This window comes from Dactylosporangium sp. NPDC050688 (genome assembly GCF_040654515.1).
Taxonomy (GTDB): domain Bacteria; phylum Actinomycetota; class Actinomycetes; order Mycobacteriales; family Micromonosporaceae; genus Dactylosporangium.
The window spans coordinates 1-22392 of the sequence record NZ_JBFAIC010000096.1 but is presented as its reverse complement, the minus strand read 5'-3'; the positions used below and the strand labels follow the sequence as shown (position 1 = coordinate 22392).

At 67.1% G+C, this 22392-nt stretch carries 17 protein-coding genes and 1 pseudogene; 9 read left to right on the top strand and 9 right to left on the bottom strand.

The genetic code is table 11. The annotated features are described in order from the left end of the window. Nucleotides 1–836: 836 nt before the first annotated feature. Both AB0H83_RS47205 and AB0H83_RS47200 read right to left on the bottom strand, forming a co-directional pair. A complete protein-coding gene (locus AB0H83_RS47205) occupies nucleotides 837–1631 on the bottom strand; it encodes a cobalt transporter (RefSeq protein WP_360108951.1) in 795 nt (264 codons plus the stop codon). Beyond that, a complete protein-coding gene (locus AB0H83_RS47200) occupies nucleotides 1628–2296 on the bottom strand; it encodes a hypothetical protein (protein ID WP_360108948.1) in 669 nt (222 codons plus the stop codon). Before AB0H83_RS47200 ends, AB0H83_RS47205 begins: the two co-directional genes overlap by 4 nt. Here AB0H83_RS47200 and AB0H83_RS47195 point away from each other — a divergent pair. Together AB0H83_RS47195 and AB0H83_RS47190 are read left to right on the top strand one after the other, a co-directional pair. Beyond that, complete coding sequence (locus AB0H83_RS47195; protein WP_360108945.1) at nucleotides 2286–2558, top strand: hypothetical protein; 273 nt, start codon at nucleotides 2286–2288, stop codon at nucleotides 2556–2558. The genes AB0H83_RS47200 and AB0H83_RS47195 overlap by 11 nt on opposite strands. Before the next feature lie 202 nt (nucleotides 2559–2760). Beyond that, entirely contained in the window at nucleotides 2761–8580 is a 5820-nt protein-coding gene (locus AB0H83_RS47190; RefSeq protein WP_360108942.1) for a LamG-like jellyroll fold domain-containing protein, read from the top strand. Nucleotides 8581–9012: 432 nt separating this feature from the next. On the opposite strand, the pseudogene AB0H83_RS47185 reads toward AB0H83_RS47190, so the two are convergent. After that, nucleotides 9013–9141 (bottom strand): annotated as a pseudogene (locus AB0H83_RS47185) (acyl-CoA dehydrogenase); the annotation flags it as partial. A gap of 315 nt (nucleotides 9142–9456) precedes the next feature. On the opposite strand from AB0H83_RS47185, the gene AB0H83_RS47180 reads away from it, so the two are divergent. Continuing rightward, entirely contained in the window at nucleotides 9457–9702 is a 246-nt protein-coding gene (locus AB0H83_RS47180; RefSeq protein ID WP_360108939.1) for a hypothetical protein, read from the top strand. Nucleotides 9703–9877: 175 nt separating this feature from the next. Here AB0H83_RS47180 and AB0H83_RS47175 read toward each other — a convergent pair whose 3' ends face one another. The 4 genes from AB0H83_RS47175 to AB0H83_RS47160 are packed head-to-tail and all read right to left on the bottom strand — an operon-like array spanning nucleotide 9878 to nucleotide 13671. Further along, nucleotides 9878–11218 carry a mannitol dehydrogenase family protein gene (locus tag AB0H83_RS47175; protein WP_360108936.1) on the bottom strand — a complete coding sequence of 447 codons (1341 nt, stop codon included), beginning with the start codon at nucleotides 11216–11218 and terminating at the stop codon, nucleotides 9878–9880. Nucleotides 11219–11264: 46 nt separating this feature from the next. Continuing rightward, nucleotides 11265–12383, bottom strand: a complete 1119-nt coding sequence (locus AB0H83_RS47170) for a LacI family DNA-binding transcriptional regulator (RefSeq protein ID WP_360108933.1) — start codon at nucleotides 12381–12383, stop codon at nucleotides 11265–11267. A gap of 5 nt (nucleotides 12384–12388) precedes the next feature. After that, a complete protein-coding gene (locus AB0H83_RS47165) occupies nucleotides 12389–12715 on the bottom strand; it encodes a hypothetical protein (protein WP_360108930.1) in 327 nt (108 codons plus the stop codon). A 26-nt stretch (nucleotides 12716–12741) separates the two neighbouring features. Next, on the bottom strand, nucleotides 12742–13671 hold the full coding sequence (locus AB0H83_RS47160; RefSeq protein ID WP_360108927.1) for a DUF6772 family protein: 930 nt from the start codon (nucleotides 13669–13671) through the stop codon (nucleotides 12742–12744). 348 nt (nucleotides 13672–14019) lie between these two features. On the opposite strand from AB0H83_RS47160, the gene AB0H83_RS47155 reads away from it, so the two are divergent. The 4 genes from AB0H83_RS47155 to AB0H83_RS47140 are packed head-to-tail and all read left to right on the top strand — an operon-like array spanning nucleotide 14020 to nucleotide 18459. Further along, nucleotides 14020–15186: a sugar ABC transporter substrate-binding protein gene (locus AB0H83_RS47155; RefSeq protein ID WP_360108924.1), complete on the top strand. Its 1167-nt coding sequence runs from the start codon at nucleotides 14020–14022 to the stop codon at nucleotides 15184–15186. Between the two features lie 11 nt (nucleotides 15187–15197). Further along, entirely contained in the window at nucleotides 15198–16157 is a 960-nt protein-coding gene (locus AB0H83_RS47150) for a sugar ABC transporter permease (RefSeq protein ID WP_360108921.1), read from the top strand. After that, complete coding sequence (locus tag AB0H83_RS47145; RefSeq protein WP_360108918.1) at nucleotides 16144–16998, top strand: carbohydrate ABC transporter permease; 855 nt, start codon at nucleotides 16144–16146, stop codon at nucleotides 16996–16998. Before AB0H83_RS47150 ends, AB0H83_RS47145 begins: the two co-directional genes overlap by 14 nt. Nucleotides 16999–17040: 42 nt before the next feature. Further along, nucleotides 17041–18459: a dipeptidase gene (locus AB0H83_RS47140; RefSeq protein WP_360108916.1), complete on the top strand. Its 1419-nt coding sequence runs from the start codon at nucleotides 17041–17043 to the stop codon at nucleotides 18457–18459. A gap of 55 nt (nucleotides 18460–18514) precedes the next feature. Here AB0H83_RS47140 and AB0H83_RS47135 read toward each other — a convergent pair whose 3' ends face one another. Then, on the bottom strand, nucleotides 18515–19531 hold the full coding sequence (locus AB0H83_RS47135) for a LacI family DNA-binding transcriptional regulator (RefSeq protein WP_360108913.1): 1017 nt from the start codon (nucleotides 19529–19531) through the stop codon (nucleotides 18515–18517). A 308-nt stretch (nucleotides 19532–19839) separates the two neighbouring features. Between AB0H83_RS47135 and AB0H83_RS47130 the strand changes: the two genes are divergently transcribed. Both AB0H83_RS47130 and AB0H83_RS47125 read left to right on the top strand, forming a co-directional pair. Then, nucleotides 19840–20838 (top strand): NAD(P)-dependent alcohol dehydrogenase, encoded by a 999-nt coding sequence (locus AB0H83_RS47130; protein WP_360108910.1) that lies wholly within the window; start codon nucleotides 19840–19842, stop codon nucleotides 20836–20838. Continuing rightward, the gene (locus AB0H83_RS47125; RefSeq protein WP_360108908.1) at nucleotides 20835–21728 is read left to right on the top strand and encodes a PfkB family carbohydrate kinase; all 894 of its coding nucleotides are present in this window, start codon (nucleotides 20835–20837) and stop codon (nucleotides 21726–21728) included. The genes AB0H83_RS47130 and AB0H83_RS47125 overlap by 4 nt, the downstream gene beginning before the upstream one ends. A gap of 397 nt (nucleotides 21729–22125) precedes the next feature. On the opposite strand, the gene AB0H83_RS47120 is transcribed toward AB0H83_RS47125, so the two are convergent. After that, a partial coding sequence (locus tag AB0H83_RS47120) for a hypothetical protein (protein WP_360108905.1) occupies nucleotides 22126–22392 on the bottom strand: 267 nt, incomplete at its 5' end.

Sequence of the window (22392 nt, the reverse complement as noted above, 5' to 3'; positions counted from 1 at the left end):
ATCGGGCCGCGTGAGCCGTGGCGGCTGCGCGGACTCCTTTACTCGGCCGGTTTATGCTGTCGCCGACCTGGGAGAACGTTGCTGAGCACGTCGCTGGGGCCTCCGACGACCCCCTGGCCCGAACAGGTCACCGCCCATCTGGACCGCGCCTACGACAACGGCCCGACCCGCAACCGTGACGCACGCTGCCGCGGAACCGGGTCTGCGCTCGCGTCACGGCCAACCGCGCCTGCTCCACCGCCCGCGAGTCAGGCTCCGGCAACACAACCGCCTGCTCGGTTCCTGGTTCGACCGCATGACCGACGACGGGTTCGACCGTCTGGCCGGGGCCCGGTTCGGCCTGCCGCGTCGACAGTCCATTGTGGATGCCGTCGTGACAATCTCGACGTTCTTGTCCGAGTCGGTCATTGGTATGAGCCGTATGAGGGTGAACACGCTCGTGAGCGCCGGGTAGGGCAGTCGCAGCAGCAGCACGATGGACCATCCTGGCCTACCCCGTCTCGCAGACTTCAGCCGTACCCGAGAATCGGCAGGTCACAGCCTATGGATGGGGTTTTCGGCACCCACAGGGCTGAAGGCGCTGCGCCGCCTGCTCGACACGGGGACGTTGAACCTGGAGGGCGCCCCAAACCGTCGTTGGTACGACAGCCGTCGTTTCAGATTTTGCTGGTCGGGCCTGGTGGACGTGGCGCGGCCACCGCGTGATCGTCTGTGCGTTGTGGACACAACTTCAGATCTTGCGGTGGCCCACGGCGGTGGCCCGGCGCAAGCGGACTCCCGCCCGGGTGTGGATGGTGCCACCAGAAACTTCTGACGACTCAGGAGACTAACTGCATTTAGCTGGCTGTTGCGAGGTTGGCGATGGCAGATGCGGTGAGGATGCAGCCGATGAGCATGATGATCGTGGCGGCTGCAACGGGCGCCCAGCGGACCGCGATGCGCACGGCAGCACGCGAGCCGGCCTGGCTTATGACGAACGACCTGCCCGCGAGCGCGAACAGGCCGACTGCGAACAGCACCGAGGCAAGCCCTAGCGCGAAGACCATGACCAGGGCCAGGGCAAGGACTGAGCGGCCGGAGAAGAAGCCGGCTACCAGCACAAGAAACGCGGCTGGCGATGGGGTCAGGCCGCCAGAGGCGCCTAGCAACATCAGACCCGGTCGGCCAGGTGTTGTTTGGTGACTGTGTGCGTGGCCATGCTCATGCGGGTGGGTGTGGGTGTGGGCAGCGGCGCGGAGGAGGTGCCGGCGGATCAGCCAGACGCCGACCGCGACGACGAGCAGGCCGCCGAGCACCTGCAAGGAACCGGTGAGCCGCGGTAACCCGATCAGGCCGGACAGGTCGGCAAACGTCCACAAGACGGCGAGCACGAACACCGACAAGGTGTGCATGACCGCCACCGATCCGCCGAGCCATGCCGCATCACGCACCCTGCCACCCGACCCGGCCAGGTAGGCCGCGGCCAGGCTCTTGCCATGTCCCGGGCCGACGGCATGCGCCGCACCCGCGGCGAAGGCAACGCCGAACGCGACCGGTGTGAAGTGCGGTGAGTCCACAAAGCCGATGAGTTTGTCGCCCAGTGCTGAGGCACCGAACAGGTCGAAGGCCAGTGAATTCGCGGGCGTGTTCATGGCTTTGCGCTCCGTCTGGGACTGCGGCGCCGTAGCCAGACGACGCCCATGGCGATGGCCGCAACGATGCTCAGCATCGACGACATCTGCACGACCACTGATCGACCCAGCTTCGAGGTGGTGGCGCTGTCCGCGGCCGCCATGTTGAATGTCCAGTCGTGGGAGGGCTGACCGGACGAGTACGCGAAGCGCTGTCCATTCGGCCCTGTCGCCATGGTCCGGTATGCCGGGTGAAGGTCCGTCAACATCGTGACCGAGACGGTTGCCCGGTCGATCGGGCGGCCGCATCTGAAGGCGAGCGTGACGCCGTCCGTGACCAGGTTCTGTTTGTCCAGCACTGAACCGCTACAGGGGGCACCGCCAGCCGTGACCCGGATGTGTTCCAACAGGTAGCCGTCGAGATCTGGCGACGAGGCCAGGGCCTGCGCATCCGAGGTCTCGTAACGGACCGCGCCGTCAAGCATGATGCGGTCTCCGGGTGCATCGCCGAGATGGACCGCGAGCCAGGTCAGATCGTCGGTCATGCCGACATTCCAGCGAACCCGGACAGCGTGGTCTCCATCCGCGGCCAACTTCACGGTCTGCGGGTCACCGAACGGGTGCGCCTGTGCCGGCGGCGCGGGCAGGACAAGCACCACAAACACCGCCAGCAGCGTGGGCAGCATACGACGCGCCGCCGCCGAGCTTGTCGACACGCCCCGACGCAATGTGGAGGCGTACCGCGATTCGATGTGGGTCGCGCTCGGGACGCCGAACCGCGACGGCGCCTTCGCCGGCATGGTCGAGCGGCTCACGGTCGTCCTGGACGTAGCTCGGCACACGTCGGTCCAGCCGTTGAGCCCCCGGCTCGGCGTGGTTGGACGAGGCCAGCCCCGTGCGGGGATGACCACTGCGGAGCTGACGTTCGTCGGTGAGCCGCCTTCATGACCCCTCCTGGTAAAGCGTAATACTTATGGCCCGTTCTAGGTCGGGATGCGGTATCGGCCCTGCGCGCCCCGGGATTCCCCCAGTCGAGCATGAACAGGCGAAGGTGTTGACCTTCCACCTGGCTCATGCGGTATAACGTAACATCAATCGCTCGCTCGGGACATCGCCCGCAGCGGCCCTTCCTGGTACAGGAGGTTGGACCTTGCGTACCGCCACAACCCCCGGAACGCGTCGTGCCACAGCAATCGCCGGCCTCACGACGCTGATGATCTCGGGCCGGCTCAAACGTCGACTGTCTGCGGGCGTTGCTGTCGCCCTGGTTGCTGGATTGCTGGTGGCTGCCCCGGAGACGCAGGGCAGGCCATCCCCGGCATCTGCCGCGGCTGCCGCGACAGTTCCTGATCCCGACGTGCTGAGCGTCGACTTCGACAAGACCGGCCCTGTCGAGCACGTCAAGGGTCGCGCGAAGAACACCTCGGGGACGCCGGCGACGGTGTTCGACTCGACGCTCAACCGTTACGTGGGCAAGTTCAACCCTCGCCGCAACGGCGAGAGTGGTGTCGATGGAGCCGGCGCGAGCGCGTCCAACCAGGGCTACATCTACAACATCGACGACGCGTGGGAAGACTCGTCGGACGACAGTCAGTTGGAGCCGAACCCGTTGCTCACCAATGGTGGCACCTTCGAGTGCTACTTCCGTTACCTGGGCCCGAACCGGTCATTTCCGAATTCCAATGAGGTGTGCTCCGGAAAGGGCACGGGTCCGTCGGCTGGCTATGCGTTCTACCTGCCGGCAACCGGGTCCGCCCTGAGATTCGCCGCCAACTCCACCACGATGGCGACGACGTCGCCCACATCGGTCGTGCCCGGCGAGTGGTACCACGCCGTCGCCACGGTGGGCAACGGATACGTGCGCCTCTACCTCAACGGCGTCGCCGCCAGCGAGCTGCCCACCGGTCCCGGCTGGGCGCAGAACACCGGTTTCGCCCTGGCCAACTCCGACATCCAGGTTCCCGTGGCCCAGCAGCGGTTCTGGGGCATCGGTGCCGATCCGAGCTCCATGACCACGATCGAGAACCCGGGTGAAGTTGAGGTCGCCGCTTCGCGCATCTGGAGCACCCCCTTTACGCCGCGGCAGGTGGCGGCGCTGTGGGAACAGGAGCGGCCCAGAACCGTTGCCGGCGCGGACGTTCTCGACGTCGACTTCGCGGCCGATAATCCGGTTGACCATGTCAGCGGGCGGCAGCCCACCGTCGTCGGCCCCACCCCACGGGTGGACATCGGCTTCGAGGGTAAGCACGGCGCCACGTTCGCGGGCGCGAACGCATACCTCTACCAGATCACGGACGCATGGAAGCCGGAGTCTGCGCGCAACATCACCGCGAGCTGGACCGTCGAGTGTGAGTTCTTCATGAAGACGCTACCGGCCGCCACCGACAACCTGTGCACCAGCCAGGCGAATGCCGGGATCTCTGTTCGCGCGACGAGTGCCGGGAAGGTCCAGGTCGTCGCACGTACCAACGCCGGCCTCGACGAGATGCCCGCCTACCGGGACGTCTTGGCCGAGTCGAAGCAGAATTTCCGCCTGAACGAGTGGACCGACGTCATCGCCACCTGGGACGGAGCCAAGATCGCTCTCTACCTCAACGGCGTGCGCCAGGATCTGCGCTGTCCACCGAACGGCAACGGCGTCATCAACTGCTCCGGGCCGAGCAGCGCCCCGGCGGTGAACCCCCGTATCTTCAACGAGACCACAGCACTGACCAACATGGTTGCACCCGGCGTCGCAACCTTCGCCATCGGCGGCACACCCACCTCGGCCGCCGAGGCGGACGGTTTCGTCCACGCGAAGGTCTCCCGGGTGCGCATCTGGAGCAAGGCGCTCACCTCGATCCAGGCCGAGTCGCTGCACTGGGATGTCAGAAGCGAGATCCGCACGCCGGCGGCCGACGTGCTCGATGTCGACTTCTCGGGCGCCGACCGACCCTTCGCGGACCGGTCGGGCAACGATCGCACTCCGACCGTCGCCGGTTCGGCGAACGTGACGCAGAACCATGCGTTCGCCAAGCAGCCGCACTACACCTACAACACCAACGGCACCACAGACCACGTGCTCTACCCACTGGACGATGTGTGGACGGACGTCGGCGGGACCGATGTGTGGAACGTCGATGGCCGCGTCGGTGTCACCGTGCAGTGCGATGTGAGGATCAATACCTCACTCCCCGCCTCGGGGCACTTCTGCTCCGGCCAGAGCGACGGCGGGTTCGGTCTGTCTGTCGATGGACGGGTGATCAAGGCCGCCTTCTACATCAACGGCGGCTACAAAACGGTCTCGTCGCCGGAGATCGCCAGTGGCCGGTGGTACTCGGTGGCGGCGACCTTCGACGGCAAGAAGATAGACCTCTATCTCGACGGCATCAAGGTGGCCACCAATAGCACCGACACCGCGGGCAGTATCGTGGCGCCCACCGCTCGCGGCTCGTCGCAGCCGCCCAGGCGGCAGTTCGCCCTCGGCGCCGACGTGGCGGCAGACGGCACGGCCGAATCCCCGATCAAGGTCAGTATCGGTTCGGCCCGAATGTGGAGCTCCGAGCTTGCGCCAGCCCAGATCGCCCTACTCGACAGCCAGTCGTTCGGCGCTCGCGAGATCGACATCCACCTGAAATCCTCGGTGCCGGGCGTTGACGGGCGCCTGGACAAGCCGACCGTATTCGACGTGGACGTCGTCGGCCAAGACCTCGCCACTGGCTGGACCTATCTGCTGCAGGGCCAGGAGATTCAGCCGGGTGACATCATCGGCGCCGGCCTGACCGCCGGTTCGCACAAGGTCCAGGTCTCTGCCACGGATGTCTTCGGCCGCCACGTTTCCTTCTCGATCCCCTTCACCGCCGTGAACATGATCGGCGTCGACGGGACGAAGACCTCGCAGAGCGGTGGGTTGACCGAGCTTTCCGCAGTCGCCCGTGCCGGTGACGGCGGCAACGTGACGACGACGTTCCAGCAGGCGACGCTCGCCACTGCCGAGGGGCGATTCCAGGGCACCGTCGCGAAGTTGCCCAACGAGCTCGGACTGAATTTCGACGACGTTGTCGCCGCCCGCTCACCCATCACCGGGGCTCTCAGTCCCGGCGACGGCGTTACCGTCGACACTCCGGCAGACCACAGCCGCTATCCGTTCCAGCGCATCGACGTGACGGTCGACAACTGGCAGACCGGGCAGTTGGCGGTCTGGACCGGGACGGTCGACCCAGCACGCCAGGCCAGCCTGTGGGCGTGGGACACCGTGAACCTGCGCTGGTTCCGCCTGGCGCAGTCGCGTGGGGTAGCAGGCGTCGACACGACCCTGCAGGGCAACGTTCGCAGCACCATGGTCGACGACGGCACCGACGACGGCGTCTTGAACGGCGTCGCGCACCTGCTGGTGATCGCCACTGACCCGTTCGCCGACGACCTGTCCCCGCACAAGTCGGATGACCCGAACGACGGCTCGGCGACGGGTGGCAAGGACCAGTTCGCGGACACGTCCAATGTCGACTTCTCATTCGTGCACTACACCGATCCGCAGTACATCACCGAGGGAGCGACCGGTAGCCAGTTCCGTTTGCCGGGCAGCCCCAGCGTCGACAACATCGACGGCAAGAGCAAGGCCACGGGCAACACAGTCCAGTGGAACTCAGCCGACGAGGCGGCCGTCTGGGAGGCCTCGCTACGCGCCCAGACCGAATGGATCAAGCAAAACGGCGCACAGCACAAGGTGGCCTGGGTGGGCAACTCGGGCGACATGATCAACAGCGACATCCCCAATAACGCCCTGAATTTTGACTCCTCGAAGGTGACCGACACGGACTCGGACGGCAACCTTTACAACGAGACGATCTCCGAGACCACAGTGCACGGGACCACCGGCGGCGCGGGCAACGTCCTGACCAGGGGGCCGAAGGACCAGGTCCGCACCGAGTACACGCTCATCAAGGATATTCACGGGCATCTTGCCACGACGGGAATCCCGAACCAGACGGTCGCCGGCAACCACGACAACGCCAACGGCGCGCACAACGGCTGGAACTCGCCGTTCGCCCAGTTCTTCCCGGCCTCCTTCTATCAGCAGCAGCAGGCCGGAACCACCGGGATCACCGGCTCGGTCCCCTGGCCGGCCGGTGCCCAGTACCACGCGTGGGACGAGGTGTTGGACAGCAACGGCAAGCTCGTCACACCGGGCAAGGACAACAGCAACAACTATGTGCTGTTCTCCGCCGGTGGGCTCGACTTCGTGGCCGTCGGTCTGTCCTACAGCGTGACCCAGGAAGAAGCCGACTGGGCGAGCAGCATCTTCCGTCGCTACCCGGACCGCAACGGGATCCTGATGACCCACGGCTACCTGTCGGCATCCAGCAAGTCCGACGGACGCGATGCGCCGTTCGGATCCGACGGCAGCAGGCTCTACCAGCAGGTCGTGACCCCCAACCCGAACATCTTCCTGGTCCTCGGCGGCCACTTCCACGGCGTGGGCACCAACCTGGAGACCATCACCGGTCCGGAGATCAACCACAAGGTTGTCTCCATGCTGGCCGACTACCAGGGGTACATGGTGCAGGTCGGCGAGATCTTCACGGCGGAGAGGTGTGCCAGGGCCGGCGAGATCACCGGCCGGAACTTCACCGGCAAGTGCCTGCTGGGCACCGGAGCCGATGCCGGCAAGATCGATGTCGACGGGGACGGCGACTGGGACCACAACACCACCGACCTGCTCCCGCTCGGGGCGAGTTTCCTGCGGCTGCTGCAGTTCAACACCTCGGCCAACACCATGACGGTGGACACCTACTCGCCTTTCCTGGACGAGTTCGGGGCAACCCGGTACGACCGTGGTAGCGATCCGTTCAACAACCCCGTTCCGAGCCGCTACAACACTTCCGCCGACAACTTTACGGTGCCGATCAACTTGAGCACCCGTACCACGTCCTTCAAGACGGACGGCCTGCTGCTGGTCACGCCGACGGACACCGTGATCGGTCGCGCGACCACGAAGTCGGGTGAGGCGGCGACGGTCACCTGGTCGGGGCTGACCAAGGGCAAGACCTACGGATGGTTTGCGACCAGCGTCAATGCCGATGACGCCACCCTGGGCGAGGTCAGGCAGTTCGGTGGGTCCTTCGTGGCGACGCAGGAGGGCGCCGACACGACCGCGCCGACCGTCACGGTCAAGCCCGAGTCCAAGGGCAAGGACGGTGTCTACAGCGAGGTCAGCTACAAACTGTTCGACCAGGGCAAGATCGACAAGGCCGTCCTCAATGGCGTCGAGAAGGACCTGGTCAACGATGTGTGGTCCGACCTCAACTCCATCACGCCGGGTCGCTTCGGTGCCGTCGAGGGGAGCAACACCCTGCAGGTGTACGACGTGGCCGGCAACGTCACCACGGTCAGCTTCACCCTGGACACGCAGGGGCCGGGCGTGAGCTTCGTGTCCCCGTCGGACGGGGCGACCGTGTCAGGCACGGTGCCGGTGACGGTGGCATTGTCCGGTCAGAACCTGCAGGCCTACAACCTGCGGATCGACTCGGCGGGGCTGCAGTACGCCTGGCTGCCGACCGAGGGGCAAGTGACCTTCTACCTTGACACCACGACGCTCTCGGACGGAGTCCACACCCTGCTGGCCACCGCCACCGACATGGCCGAGAACAAGACCACGGTCACCATGAAGATCACCGTCGACAATGCCCCGAAAGCGCCGTACACGACGACGACCGTGACGATACTGTCGGGCAAGCCGGCGAAGGTCCAGGTCGACGTCGTCGCGACGCCGTCGACGCAGACCGTCAAGGGCACGGTCAAGGTGTCGTTCTACTATCCGGACGGCCGTAAAAAGACCGACAAGTCCGCCAGTCTCAAGAACGGTTCGGTACAGATCAACCTGCCCAGCGGCTTCAAGCCCGGCGTCTACACAGTGGTCGCGGAGTACAAGCCCGATGCCGGAGGCGGCCCGGCCTCGATATCACAGCCCATCCTGTGGACGGTCGGATAGCGATCCGCCGGTGGGGGAGCCCGGCTGCCGCAACCTGGTTGCGGCAGCCGCTCGGGCCGCAACATCGGCTCGTACGGCGTGGCCTCGACCATGAACGCGGGCGTGCACGTGGAGCGCAACTACTCCGAGAACGTCGCACCCGACGGTCACGCAGACCGGCGACTCCGACCCGGGCAACATCAAGGTGCTCAACAACTCCAAGGTGAACTCGGGCACGGAGGAGGTCCGCAACGGCGCGAGCGTCGCGGCGATCCCGTACTCCTACACCCCGAGGCGAACAGCACGGTGAAGGCGACCGTCATGGCGGGCGCCGGCACGGGCAAGATCTGAGCGAGCGCGGTGCCCGTCCTGGCCGGTGCGGGCACCGTCCCCTACAACGAGGCCAGCAGGAGCCAGCGCAGGGCGGCCGGGTCGACGAAGAGGGTGTGGTTGGCGGCGGCGCGCTTTGTCCACGATGGACTGCAGATCCCGGGCGAATCCGAGCTGCTGGCCCAGCGTGGCCACGCCGCGCTCGAAGGCCTGGGTGCTCGTCGCGACCCGCCAGTGCGCCTGATCTACCTCGTGCTGTGCAGCATGACCGGCTGGCTGGCCCTCCTTACGAAGACCAGCGCGGCCAAGGACGTGGAGATCCTCGTCCTCCGGCACGAGACGCGGTCCTGCGCCGGCAGCACCCAAAGCCACGACCGGACTGGACAGACCGCGCGATGCTCGCGGCGTTGATCAGACTTCTGCCTTGGGCGTTGAGGGACCACCGGCTCGTCACCCCGGCCACGGTTATGCGGTGGCATCGACGCCTGGTCGCCCGCCACTGGGACCTATCCGAACCGGCCCGGGCGCCCACCGATCGACCCGAACGCGGCGCGGCTGGTCGAACAGATGGCCCGGGACAAATCCAGGCTGGGATACCAGCGCATCCAAGGCGGACTGCTCGGCCTCGGACACCGCATCGGCGCCTCCACGATCCGCCAGATCCTCAAACATCTGGGCATACCGCCAGCGCCAACGCGCAGTGACAACAGCACCTGGCGCCGGTTCCGGCGCACCCAGGCCTCGACCATGCTCGCGTGCGACTACTTCCACGTCGACTGCGCGCTCACCCGTGCTCGGCGGACTCGTCAGTGAGTACGAACGAGCTGCATAGAAGCCCAGGCCCGACTCAGCTGACGGGATTTGGAGCTCCACAGGCAGGCGTAACCCGCTGGCCAGGGACTTTGCTGTTCCTCGCGGGTCGCCGCTGTGCCGCCGAGTGAACGCCCGGCCGTCCCCCCAAGGAGCCGGGCGTTCACGTCCTTCCAGGTCAGAGCAGGCGCCGCAGCACGGATGCGACACCGTCGCGGTCCAGTTCCTTGGCTGCCTCCTCGACGGCGTCGGTGAACCGCGGCTGTGCCGACAGGTCGCCGAACAGCGGGTGCGCAGTCAGGTCGCGCACCGTGGGTGTGGTGCCGGGGGCGACCAGTGTCGTCTCGTCGGGAACGTACACCTGGGCTCCGAGGTCCGCCGCCCGGCGCAGCCGGTGCAGCCAGGCCGCGACTGTCGCGGCGGCGATCGGGGATGATGCGCCGGCGGCGAGCCGGTCCCGCACGACGGGCAGCAGGAACGCCGGGACGCGGGCGCTCGCGGAGGTTGCGATGCGCACCAGGGTGTCGGCCATCTGCGGGTTGGCGAAGCGGTCACGTACCGTCCGCGTGTACGTGTCGAGATCGACGCCGGGCACGACGGGCAGTGTCGGGCGGGCCTCGCGGTCCTGGAATGTCTCGATGAGGGCTACCAGGTCGGGGTCGCGCATTGCCTCGGAGGTGTAGGCGTAGCCGACGAGGAGCCCGAAGTGGGCGAGAATCTGGTGCGGCGCGTTGAGCAGCCGCAGTTTCATCTGTTCGTACGGCTGCACGTCGGTGACCATCTGGACGCCGACCGCGTCCCAGGGTGGACGACCGGCGGCGAAGTCGTCCTCGACGACGAACTGCCGGAACGGTTCGCAGACGACGGCCGCCCGGTCGGCCAGCCCGGTCCTGGCCTGCACTTCGGCCGCGTCGTCGTCGGTCGTCACCGGGGTGATCCGGTCGACCATCGTGCTCGGAAACGATACGTGTGCCGCGATCCACGTGGCCAGGTCGGTGTCGAGCGCCCGGGCGAACGTGGTGAACGCGTGCCGCGCGACCGCGCCGTTGCCTTGGATGTTGTCGCACGAGAGCACGGTCAGGGGGCCGAGGCCCCGGTCGCGCCGGCGCCGCAGGCCCTCGCAGACGACCCCGAACACGGTGCGTGGCACCGTACCGGCCAGGTCCGCGGCGATCTGCGGGTCCGCAAGGTCGACCTGGTAGCCGCCCTCGGTGATGGTCAGCGAGACGATCCGGGTGCCCGCCTCCGCGATGGCTTCGATCGCGGCATGTGGATCCGAGTACCCGTCGATGAACTCGATGATCGATCCGACGACGTGTGTCGATCGCGTGCCGTCCGGGTGCTTTTCGGTGACCGAGTAGCGGCACTCCTGGGCCTGCAGCGCGTCGCGGGTCTCGATGTCCTCTGGGCGCAGGCCGATGCCCCGGATCGCCCATTCGCGACCCTGGCCCTGGCCCATCAGGTCGTCCAGGTAGACGGCGAGATGTGCCCGGTGGAACCGGCCAACGCCGATATGCACGAGACCCGGCGTCAGCCCGCCGCGATCGTATCGCAGGCTATCGATTTCAAGTCTGTTGCCCTGGGTCATCGTCTTTCCTTCCGGTTGCCAGTGACCTGGTGGAGTTCCGTACCACCAGACGGGGTGAGGGCTCGGTGAGCACCGTCTCCCCGTCGCGGGGTTCGGCGATCTGGCCGATGACCTCGTGCACCGCGAGCGCGCCGAGGTCGCCCATCGGCAACCAGACGGCCGTCAGCGGAGGGTTGAGATGCCGCGTGAACCAGGCGTCGTTGATGCTCACCAGCGCCACGTCGTCGGGGATCCGCCGGCCGGTCGCGACGATCCCGGAGTGGACACCGAGCGCGGCGGTCGTCGTGACGGCGACGATCGCCGTCACCTGCGCGCCGGAGCCGAGGAAGCGCACGGTGGCCTCGTGGCTCTCGTCGGCCGTCCATCCGCCGCCGATCGCGGGCAGCCAGGGCAGCCCGGCGCCGACGAGCGTGTCCCGGTAGCCCTCGAAGCGGCGCTCGGACGACGAACCGGTCGCGCCCATGTATGCGATCGACGTGTGCCCGGCATCGATAAGATGGCGGGTGGCGATCTCCGCCGCACGGGCGTCGTCGAGCCGCACCGTCCGCGTGCCCGGCATCGGGTCGGCGCCGAACACGACCGACGGAACGGCGCGGGCCAACTCCTGGATCGCGTCCTCCCATGGGGCGAGGCCGCTCTGGATCAGCAGCCCGTCGACGCGCCGGCCGAGGACGATCTCGCGGAACGCCTCACCGCGCTGGGCCAGCTCGGCCGTGTTGAGCAGGATGAGGGAAAAGTTCTGCTGTGCCGCCTCGACCTGGGCGCGCTCCACCATCTCCGCGTAGATCGGGTCGTTGACGTCGTTGAGCGCGAATCCGAGCAGCCCGGTCCGCGCGTTGCGCAGCGCGCGCGCCGAGGGGTGTGGCGTGTAGTTGAGCATTTCGATGGCCGCTTCGACGCTCGCGCGTGTCTCGGGCCGGACCCGCAGGGTGGGGTCGTCGTTGATGATCCGCGACACCAGTCCGGGCGACACACCCGCAAGCTTCGCCACCTCGGCGAGCCGGGCCGGTTTTCTGGTCGAAGTGCTCATCGATTCCCCCATAAGCGCGCGCTGACCGCGATGACCGCACCGGACGCAGGGTCCGGTGCGGTGCACCGAGGCTAGCCCTTGAGCGATACGTGAACGAGAACTCGCGCGGTATGGTCCGGGGTCGCTCCCGTGATCACGAGCCGCATCCAGTTGCCGAACACGGTGAGGGCGTTGGCGGCGATGTGCTCGGACTCGCCCAGCTTCTCGACCTGCCCCCGCCGCAGCCAGTTGATCCCGTCCGGCGAGATCTCGGTGCTGATGCTCAGCTCCGGATGCTCACCCTCGACCTGGGTGAAGAACACTGCCTCCTTCGCCCAGCCGGCCTCGTACGGCAGCGTGCTGAAGTCCCCGGAGATCCGTACCCGGCGGGCGAGCACGGCGGTGTATGTCGTCTGCACGTTCCAGCGCTTTCGGTGAGGGACCGTCACTCGGTCGAGTACACGATGGAGTCGAGGTAGAAGTGGACCGAGCGGTTGGTGTCGGTCTCGACGTAGAAGATCGGGTTGATGAGGTTGTCGATCGCCCGGTACTTCGCCGCCAGCGTCGGCTGGATGCCTCGGAGGTTGAAGACCCGGTCCATGCTCTGCAGCTCGATGTACTCACGTCGGGCGACGTCGACCGTCAGGCGGAAGTAGAGCCAGTTCAGCTTGTCAGGGCTCTCGTTGTAGAGCAGGTCCTGCTCCCCGCCGGGCACCCACTGGTAGCCGTCGGTCGAGCCGTCCTCGTAGCGGCGCCCGTACCAGAGGTTGTCGATGCCGGGCTGGCACCACGCGTTCTCGACCCCGAAGCTCCACTGCTCCGGCGTCACGTCCTCGCCGACCTTCCAGTACTGCCAACGCTTGACGAGCTGGCCACCGAGCGAGTTCACGTAGCGTACGCCCGGCATGTAGCGGTACTCGCTGTCCTGGATGTCGAAGTAGAAGCCGAAGGCCCGGATGTCCTCCTCGCCGTGCCCGACCCGGTCCTGCTCCGGCGTGTAGGCGTACCACGCCTCGATCTGGATCTTGTTCGGGTCGCCGAAGCGGGAGAGCCGCTTGAGCACCACCCCCATGCTGCCGTCGGCCGGGGGCTCGGTGTGCGGCGCCGCGACCGGGGCGGTCGTCAGCTTGAGGGAGTAGGTGCCCTCCATCGAGCCGTGGGACGCCGCGAAGCGCATCGACGCGCTGCTGAGCATCGACGGTGCCCAGCTCGTCAGGTCGACGGCGCTGTCGAAGGACTCGTAGTTGTCGTAGACGAAGTTCGGTGTCAGGTCCATCCAGCCGTTGAACCCCTGGTCGAAGTCGTCGAACGTGACGACGCGCCGCAGTGGGTTGAACCTGCCGAGCTGGCGCTCGTAGGTGATGAGCCGCTCCATGATCCCCTCAGTAAATCGTTTATCCCAAGCCGCGTCCGTAGATCCTCGCCGCTGGCCTCAGGTCGTTGAGCGTTACCGGTGAAGGTGTACTTGTCAAGAGAGTCGCGAGGAAAACCCCCCTTGACGAACGCGGTATGACGCTACACCATTGCGACACGAACCACGTTGCTCAGGCGCCTGCGCTCACGTTCACTCGGCGCGCCTGCCCTCACACCCCAGGAGGCGTTCTTGCGTTTCAATAGAGCCCTCGCGGCGCCGCTGGCCGCGGCTGCAAGCGTGCTCATGGCGTTAACGGGCTGTTCCGGATCCGGCCAGTCGAAAAGCTCCGACTCCAACGTCCATCTCCGGATGGTCATGTGGACGTCCAACCCGGCCCAGCTCGCGGCGTTCCGGTCGATCGCCGACGAATTCATGCAGCAGAACAAGTCGGTGACCAAGATCGACTTTCAGAGCATCACGCTCGACCAGCTCAACACGGTGCTGACCACCCAGGTCCAAGCGGGAGACCCGCCGGACCTCTCGTGGTTGCCGGTCGAGAGCAGCCGGCAGTACATCAAGGCCGGCGCGTTGGCCGACGTGGCGCCGGTGCTCAAGTCGACTGACGGCTACGACTACGACGACCTGACGCCGTCTCTCGCCTCACGGTGGAAGGTCGGTGACGCCCTGTACGGCGTGCCGTTCTCCACCGGCCCGCTCGTCATGTACTACAACAAGGACCTCTACGCGAAAGCCGGCGTCAAGAGCCCCGCGGACCTCATCGCGGAGAACAACTGGACGTGGGAGTCGTTCCGCCAGAGCTCCAAGCAGCTCACGGACAAGCTCAGCATTCCCGGATACGTCCTGAACGACTTCGACTTCAAGAACTGGACGCGGCTGCTGCCCCTGCTCTACGCCTACGGCGCCTCGGCATGGAACGACGACGCGACGAAGTGCACCGCGGACAGCCCCGAGTTCCTCAAGGCGATCTCGCTGTTCCACGACATGGTCTTCACTGACAAGTCCTCTCCGGTGCCCGGCCAGCAGGCGGACTTCTGGGGCGGACAGGCCGGCGCGACGACCGCGTTCCTCGGCAGCAACTCGCTGCTGAAGGACGCGAAGTTCAAGTTCGGGATGGTCCCCACACCCGCAGGGCCCGCCGGGGACACCCAGGCGCTCGGCCAGTCGTCGATCGTCACGCTGGCCGCCAGCAAGCACAAGCAGGCCGCGCTGCAGTTCCTCGCCTTCCTCACGAACAAGCAGAACTCGGCGAAGCTCGCGCAGTTCTACCCGCCCATCCGGCAAAGCCTGCTCGACCCGAAGACCATCGTGGGTACCTCCACTATCCTCACCGAAGAGCTCGTCGCGCCGATTGTCGCGGCGGCCAAGACGACCGGAAAGATCTTCCCGTCCGCGACCGACGCCACGGGTGCGGCCGACGCACTCAACAGCTCCCTCGACAAGTACGTCTACGCGCCCAACGCCGACCTTCCTGACGCGTTGAAGAAGGTCTGCGCCGCCGTTTCGCCGCATCTGTAAGGCAACCAAGTATGGACTCGCAAACCCAGGCAGTGGCGGCCGCACCCGAGCGGGTGCGGCCACCGCGCCGCCTCGCCCCATACCGCCGACCCCGGCGCGACGCCGGCCGCAACGGCTTCGGCTATCTGCTGCTGGCACCCCAGGTCGTCTGCTTCACCGCGATCGGCCTGATCTCGCTCATCTCAGTCGCCTGGCTCAGCCTCCACCAGGTCAACGTGCTGGCAGGCACCCAGACCTTCGTCGGGCTGGACAACTACGCCAGCATCTTCGCAGACCCGGACATGAAGGTGATCCTGCCGAACACCTTCTTCTTCGTCGGCGTGCTGAGCGTCGCCGGCACGATCGTGGCGCTGGCGCTCGCCGTACTGCTGAACCAGAAACTGCCGGGCATCAACATCTTCCGCTCCGCCATCTTCGTCCCGGCGCTCGTGACGATGGTGGCCTGGAGCCTGGTCTGGCGCTTCATCGTCCAGCCCAAGGGCGGGGTGGACGCGCTGTTCGCGCTGGTCGGCGTCGAGCCGCTGCCGTGGCTGCGCGGCAGCTGGCTCACGCTGCTCGTGTTCGCCCTGATCCAGCTCACGAAGAACGTGGGCATCAACGTCATGATTTTCCTCGCGGCGCTCCAGGCGGTTCCCGAGGAGCTCATCGACGCTGCCCGCATCGACGGAGCCGGCCGGTGGGGCCGGTTCCGCAACGTGGTCATTCCGCAGATCTCGCCGTCGATCCTCATGGTGTTCATGCTCATGATCGTCGGCTCGTTCAAGGTCTTCGAGCTCGTCCTCCTGCTCACCAGCGGCGGGCCCGGTGTGCAGAGCAGCGTGCTGTCGTTCGAGATCTACAAGCAGGCCTTCCAACTCAACGACATCGGCTACGCCAGCGCGCTGGCGGTTCTCCTGTTCGTCATCGTCCTCGCACTGACCGGGCTCATCTGGCAGCTGCGGAAACGGCTGGTGTTCCATGAGTCAGAGTGAGCGCAAACGATTCCGCGCCGTGCGCCGGATACCGAACTACCTGCTGCTCAGCATCGTGTCACTGTTCTTCATCGGGCCGATCCTGTGGATGATCAGCGGCTCGCTGAAGTCGGAGAACGAGATCCTGCGCTACCCGCCGACGATCCTTCCCGAGGTCGTCCGCTGGAAGAACTACGAGCGGGTGTTCGAGCTGCAGCCCTTCGCTCGGCAGTTCCTCAACTCGGTCATCATCATGGCGGCGGTCTGTGTGCTGACCCTCGTCCTGTCCGTATTCGCCGGCTATGCGCTCGCGCGGGTGCGACCCATCGCCGCCGGCGCGGTCTTCATCGTGCTCCTCAGTGGAATCTTCCTGCCGCCGGAAGCGACGATCATCCCGCTGTTCCGGTTCGCCGGAAAGCTGGGCTGGACGAATACGTTCCTGCCGCTCATCCTGTTCACAGCGGTGCTGACGACGTCACCCATCGCAACCTTCGTCATGCGGCAGGCATTCCTCTCGCTGCCGGCAGAGTTCGACGAGGCCGCCGCCCTCGATGGCTCCGGACGGTGGCGCACGATGCTGCAGATCTACCTTCCACTGGCCAGGCCATCGCTGGCCTCGGTCGTCGTGCTGTCGTGCTGGTACAGCTGGAACCAGTTCCTCGAGCCACTGGTCTACATCCGCTCGACGGATCTGCTGACAGTGCCCGTCGCCCTCACGCACTACAACGACCCGATGGCGGGCCCCCTGTGGAGCGTGCAGATGGCGGCGACGACGCTGTCCGTGATCCCGGTGCTGCTGGTGTTCTTCTTCGCGCAGCGGCACGTGGTCGCAGGCCTGACCGCCGGGGGACTCAAGTCATAGACGCGCCGGCCAAGTTGTATTGGAGAGGGAGCACATCCTGCGATGATCAAGGTACCTGACGCGTCCGCCGCTCTGGCTTACCTCGCCGAGCACACCGAGGACCACCTTCGGCAGCTCGACGAGTTCCTGCGTATCGAATCGGTGAGCGCCGATCCCGGCCGCGCGGGAGAAGTGCGCCGCGCCGCCGTGTGGCTCGCAGCGGAACTCAGTCGCATAGGCTTTGAAAACGCGACCGTTCACGACACGAGCAGCCATCCGATCGTGACCGCCGAGTGGTTGCATGCCGGCCGTGAGGCGCCGGCAGTGCTGATGTACGGCCACTACGACGTGCAGCCGGCCGATCCGCTCGATGAGTGGGTGCGCCCGCCGTTCGAGCCGCGGTACGAGGACGGCCGTATCTATGCCCGAGGCTCGGGCGACGACAAGGGGCAGCTCTTCACGCATCTCAAGGCAGCGGAAGCATGGCTGTCCGCGAGCGGTGCGCTCCCGGTCAACGTCAAGGTCATGTTCGAGGGCGATGAGGAGATCGGTTCCGCCCCGATGGCGGACTTCATGCGTCGCCATCGCGACCTGCTCGCGGCGGACCTGATGGTGGTTTCAGACTCGACGTTGTTCGACGACGATGAGACGCCGCAGATCACGTACAGCATGCGCGGCATGGCCTACTTCGAGGTACACGTGTCGGGTCCGTCCCGGGACTTGCACTCCGGCCACTATGGAGGAGCGGTCGCGAACCCGGCCAACGTGCTTGCCGGAATGCTCGCCGGGTTGAAGGACGACCGCGGCCGCATCGCCATCCCCGGCTTCTACGACCGGGTTCGCGAGCTGACCGATGCCGAACGTGCGGCCCACGCCAGGTTGGAGGTCGATGAGGAGGCGCTGCGTGAGGAGGTGGGCGTGCCCGCCCTCGACGGCGGCGAGCAGGGTTATTCGGTATTCGAACGCCGGTCGGTGCGCCCGACCCTCGACGTCAACGGCATCTGGGGTGGCTACAGCGGCGCGGGGGCGAAGACCATCATCCCGGCCCGTGCCAGTGCCAAGCTGAGTGTCCGTTTGGTACCCGATCAGGACTTCCGCGAAATCGGTCGGATGGTGGTCGAGCACCTTCAGCGCATTGCGCCGGCGGCCGTGCGCGTCGAGGCGGAGCTCCTCCACGCCGGCGCACCGGCACTGACACCGGTCGATCATCCCGCGGTGGGTGTCGCCGCGCAGGCCTTGGAGGCAGCCTTCGGTAAGCCGCCGGTTCTCTCACGCGGCGGCGGCTCGATTCCGATGCTGGCCGATGCCGAGGAGATCCTCGGCATCAAGAGCGTGTTGGTGGGTTTCGCCGCGGCGAATGGAAACTTCCACTCGCCGAACGAGTGGATTCCGGTCACCAACGTGACGCGCGGCATGCAGACGATCGTGCACCTGTGGAAGGGGCTTGCGGAAGCCGGCGCCGAGGAGCTCCGTGGCGCATGATCTGCATGCCCCAGGACGCGCCCGAGGCTCGCGCCGGCCCGGTGGCCGGCGCGGGTCATGCCTGGATCGCTTTCGTGGAACCCCGCACCACCAGCCGGGGCTCGGGATCGGCGACGATGGTCTCGCCCGCTCGGGGTGTGTCGATCTGGTCGATCAGCTCGGCTACGGCAAGCGCACCGAGGTCGCCCAGCGGCAGGGTCACGGCCGTCATCGGCGGGTTGAGGTGCCGCGCGTACCAGGTGTCGTGGACGCTCACCAACGAGACGTCGTCGGGGATGCGCCGGCCGCTGGCGACGATCCCGGAGTGGACGCCGAGTGCGGTGGTCGCCGTGACGGCGACGATCGCCGTCACCTGCGCGCCCGAGCCGAGGAACCGCACGGTCGACTCGTGCCCCTCGTCGGCCGTCCAGCCCCCGTTCACGGCGGGCAGCCAGGGCAGGCCCGCGGCCGCGAGCGTGCTTCGGTACCCCTCGAAACGGCGTTCCGAGGAAACGCCCGGTGCGCCGATGTAGGCGATCGAGGTGTGCCCAGTGTCGATGAGGTGCTGCGTGGCGGTCGCCGCCGCTCGAGCGTCATCGAGGCGGATCGTGCGCATGTCCGCCGTGGGGTTCGCGCTGAACACGACGGACGGGACCCTGCGGGCGATCTCGTGCAGTACGTCTTCCCCCGCGCCGAAGCCGCTCTGGATCAGCAGTCCGTCCAGTCGCCGGCCGAGGACGATGTTGCGAAACGCCTCGCCACGCTCGGCGAGCTCCGCCGTGTTCAGCAGGATGATCGAGAAGTTGTCTCGTGCCGCCGCGGACTGCGCGCGCTGGACCATCTCCGCGTAGATCGGGTCGTTGACGTGGTGCAGCGCGAACCCGAGCAGTCCGGTCCGCGCGTTGCGCAGCGCGCGAGCCGAGGGGTGTGGCGTGTAGTTGAGCATTTCGATGGCGGACAGGACGGCCGCACGCGTCTCGGGCCGTGCCCGCACGGTCGGGTCGCCGTTGAGGATCCGCGACACCAGGCCGGGCGACACGCCCGCCAGCTTGGCCACCTCGGCGAGTCGGGGCTTCCTGGTCGTGCTGCTCATCGGGTGCTCCACGGGTCGCGACGGCTGCCATAACACGGTCCGGCCGCCGCGGGGACGCCTGGCCGGGCGATCGACGTACCTTATCCGTTGATATTCAAGCAAACCCGGGCACGGGCGGGTTGCCGTTCGTCGCGCCGATGACCAGCAGCCGAACGACCGAACCGGCCCTGCGCTTGGCTCCGCTTCGTAAATCGTTTATTCAAATGATGGTCTATTGCACCTCGGCGAGGCAGTACATCGTCATACCGTCGCGGCGCCGTTGTATCGCACCACAGCCGCGCCCACGCCCAGGAGGGACATCTCACGTCATGAGTAACAAGACGGCAGTGCTGCACGGGGTTCGCGACCTGCGCATCGAGGACCACGAGGTTCCGCGGCCCGGTCCGACCCAGGTGGTGGTTCGGGTCGAGGCCGTGGGCATCTGCGGGTCGGACGTCCATTACTACGAGGCCGGCCGCATCGGCGAGTACGTGGTCCGCGCACCCATGGTCCTCGGCCACGAGGCCGCCGGAACGATCGTCGCGGCGGGCGACCAGGTCCCACCCGAACGCATCGGACAGCGCGTCGCCCTCGAGCCCGGAGTGCCCGACGGGACATGTTCGCAATGCCGGGCCGGCCGCTACAACCTGTGCCCGAACGTCGCGTTCTTCGCGACCCCGCCGGTCGACGGCGCACTCGCCCAGTACGTCGCCATCCACGAACAGTTCGCCCACCCGGCCCCGACCGGGCTGACCGCCGAGCAGGCGGCCATGGCCGAGCCCGTCTCGGTAGGGGTCTGGGCCTGCCGTCAGGCGGCCGTACGGCCCGGGGACCGGGTGCTCGTCACCGGAGCAGGGCCTGTCGGCCTGTTCGCCGCGCAGGTCGGTCGAGCGTTCGGCGCGACCGAGGTCGCCGTGCTCGACGTGAACAAACATCGCCTCGCGGTGGCCCGGGAGCTCGGCTTTGAGACCCTGCCCGCGGGTGTCGAGAAACGACAATGCTTCGACGTCCTCCTCGAGTGCTCGGGGGCGCCGGCCGCCATTGCGGACGGCCTGGTGCGCCTCGCCCCCGGCGGACGGGCCGCCCTGGTGGGAATGGGGCCGCAGCTGGTTCAGGTGCCACTGCAGGCGATCCAGAATCGCGAGCTCACGCTCACCGGCACCTTCCGCTACGCGAACACGTATCCGTTGGCGCTTTCGCTCCTGTCGTCCGCAGCGGTGCTGACCGACCCCGTCATCACCCACCGCCTCGGCATCGACGACGCCGAGGCGGCGCTGCAGCTCGCCCACACGGTTCCCGATTCGCTGAAGGCGGTAGTAACGCCGTGACTGTCCTGGTGATCGGGGAGGCGTTGGTCGACATCATCGACGGCCGTCGCCGCCCCGGCGGAAGTCCCATGAACGTCGCCATCGGTCTCGGCCGGCTCGACGTGCCCACCGTTCTGCACACCAGCCTAGGCGACGACGAGGCCGGACGGCTTCTGGAGACGCACGTCCGCGCGAGCGGTGTGGCGCTGACCCCTCAGTCACGGGGTACGGCGTCCACCTCCGTTGCCGAGGTGAGCATCGACGGCACCGGAGCTCCGACCTACCGCTTCGCCATCACCTGGGACCCCGATCCCGTCGACGTCGCCACCGGCAGGTACAGCGCGGTGCATGTCGGATCGATCAGCGCCATGATGCGGCCCGGTACGTCCGTGCTCGACGCGGTCCTCGACGTGAGCAGGGCGTCCGCGCTGCTCACCTACGACCTGAACGTGCGGCCGGCCCTCATGGGCACGCCCGGTCCGGCCCGGGCGCGCGCCGAACAGATCATCGCGTGCGTCGACGTCGTGAAGGCGAGCGACGAGGACGTCGCCTGGCTCTATCCCGGCCTGCCGGCCGACCGGGTTGTCGAGCGCTGGCTGGCGGCCGGGGCGAGGCTGGCCGTGCTGACCTGTGGCGCCCGGGGCGCGAGAGCCGCGACGGCCACGACCGCTGTCGAGGTCGCCGCCGCGGAGGTTCACGTGCGGGACACGGTCGGCGCCGGCGACTCCTTCATGGCCGGCATCCTCGCGGCGCTTGACGACGCCGGCCTGCTGACCGCCGCCGGCCGCGGCCGCCTTCCGGCGCTCGACCGCGAGGAGCTGCGCCGGGTCGTCGGCTTCGGCATTCGGTGCGCGGCCGTGACCGTGACGCGCGAGGGCGCCGACCCGCCGTGGCGCGTCGACGTACTGTGATGACCATCCTCGACGAGTGGACCCAGCGCGCCTGCCGCGTATCGGCCGGGGCGGGGTACACGTGAGAGGTCCCCATCAGAAAGCTCAAGATCCTGTATCTCTGCTTCAGGCTCCGCGGCAACATAGAAGCCACGCCAGGATGTGGACAATGTCCCGGCAAGAGCAGGGCGGGCGAACCGTCGAGATTCATCCACTGCATGGGCGACGACATGGGGCGACGACTTTGCCCTGGGCGATCCAGGCGGAAACTGAAGCCCCACCCGAGTAACGACCGAAGCGTACATCCCGTTCGACATAGGAGCAGGCTGACACGTCAGACAAAGCCGGCAGGCCCCTACCCAGCTCGGAGCCCTGGTGCATGGGCCATCCACGGGCCACGCAGCCGTGCCAAGAGCGGTCACGAGCGGGCACATCGACGCATCGATGTAGCGCCCGGGATCGTGTACGTCTGCGGCAAGGTCTGCTTGATCTGCGGCGCCGGTACGGTACTGGTGAGCCTGAACGTGACGAACCCGCCGGCGGCGAGCGCGACGACCGCCGCGGCCACGGTCAGCCACAGCCGCAGCCCCTGACGACGAACCGGCGACGGCGCAACCACCGGCTCAACACTGATCTTGGTCAACCGAACCCCCACGGCGGATCGCTCGAAGGTCAAGCCGTGGCA

Bases quoted from the DNA above. Each gene is read 5' to 3' on its own strand.
- AB0H83_RS47205 (WP_360108951.1), bottom strand. From the start codon at position 1,631: ATGAACACGCCCGCGAATTCACTGGCCTTCGACCTGTTCGGTGCCTCA.
- AB0H83_RS47200 (WP_360108948.1), bottom strand. From the start codon at position 2,296: ATGCTGCCCACGCTGCTGGCGGTGTTTGTGGTGCTTGTCCTGCCCGCG.
- AB0H83_RS47180 (WP_360108939.1), top strand. From the start codon at position 9,457: ATGGCCCGGGACAAATCCAGGCTGGGATACCAGCGCATCCAAGGCGGA.
- AB0H83_RS47160 (WP_360108927.1), bottom strand. From the start codon at position 13,671: ATGGAGCGGCTCATCACCTACGAGCGCCAGCTCGGCAGGTTCAACCCA.
- AB0H83_RS47155 (WP_360108924.1), top strand. From the start codon at position 14,020: ATGGTCATGTGGACGTCCAACCCGGCCCAGCTCGCGGCGTTCCGGTCG.
- AB0H83_RS47150 (WP_360108921.1), top strand. From the start codon at position 15,198: ATGGACTCGCAAACCCAGGCAGTGGCGGCCGCACCCGAGCGGGTGCGG.
- AB0H83_RS47145 (WP_360108918.1), top strand. From the start codon at position 16,144: ATGAGTCAGAGTGAGCGCAAACGATTCCGCGCCGTGCGCCGGATACCG.
- AB0H83_RS47140 (WP_360108916.1), top strand. From the start codon at position 17,041: ATGATCAAGGTACCTGACGCGTCCGCCGCTCTGGCTTACCTCGCCGAG.
- AB0H83_RS47135 (WP_360108913.1), bottom strand. From the start codon at position 19,531: ATGAGCAGCACGACCAGGAAGCCCCGACTCGCCGAGGTGGCCAAGCTG.
- AB0H83_RS47130 (WP_360108910.1), top strand. From the start codon at position 19,840: ATGAGTAACAAGACGGCAGTGCTGCACGGGGTTCGCGACCTGCGCATC.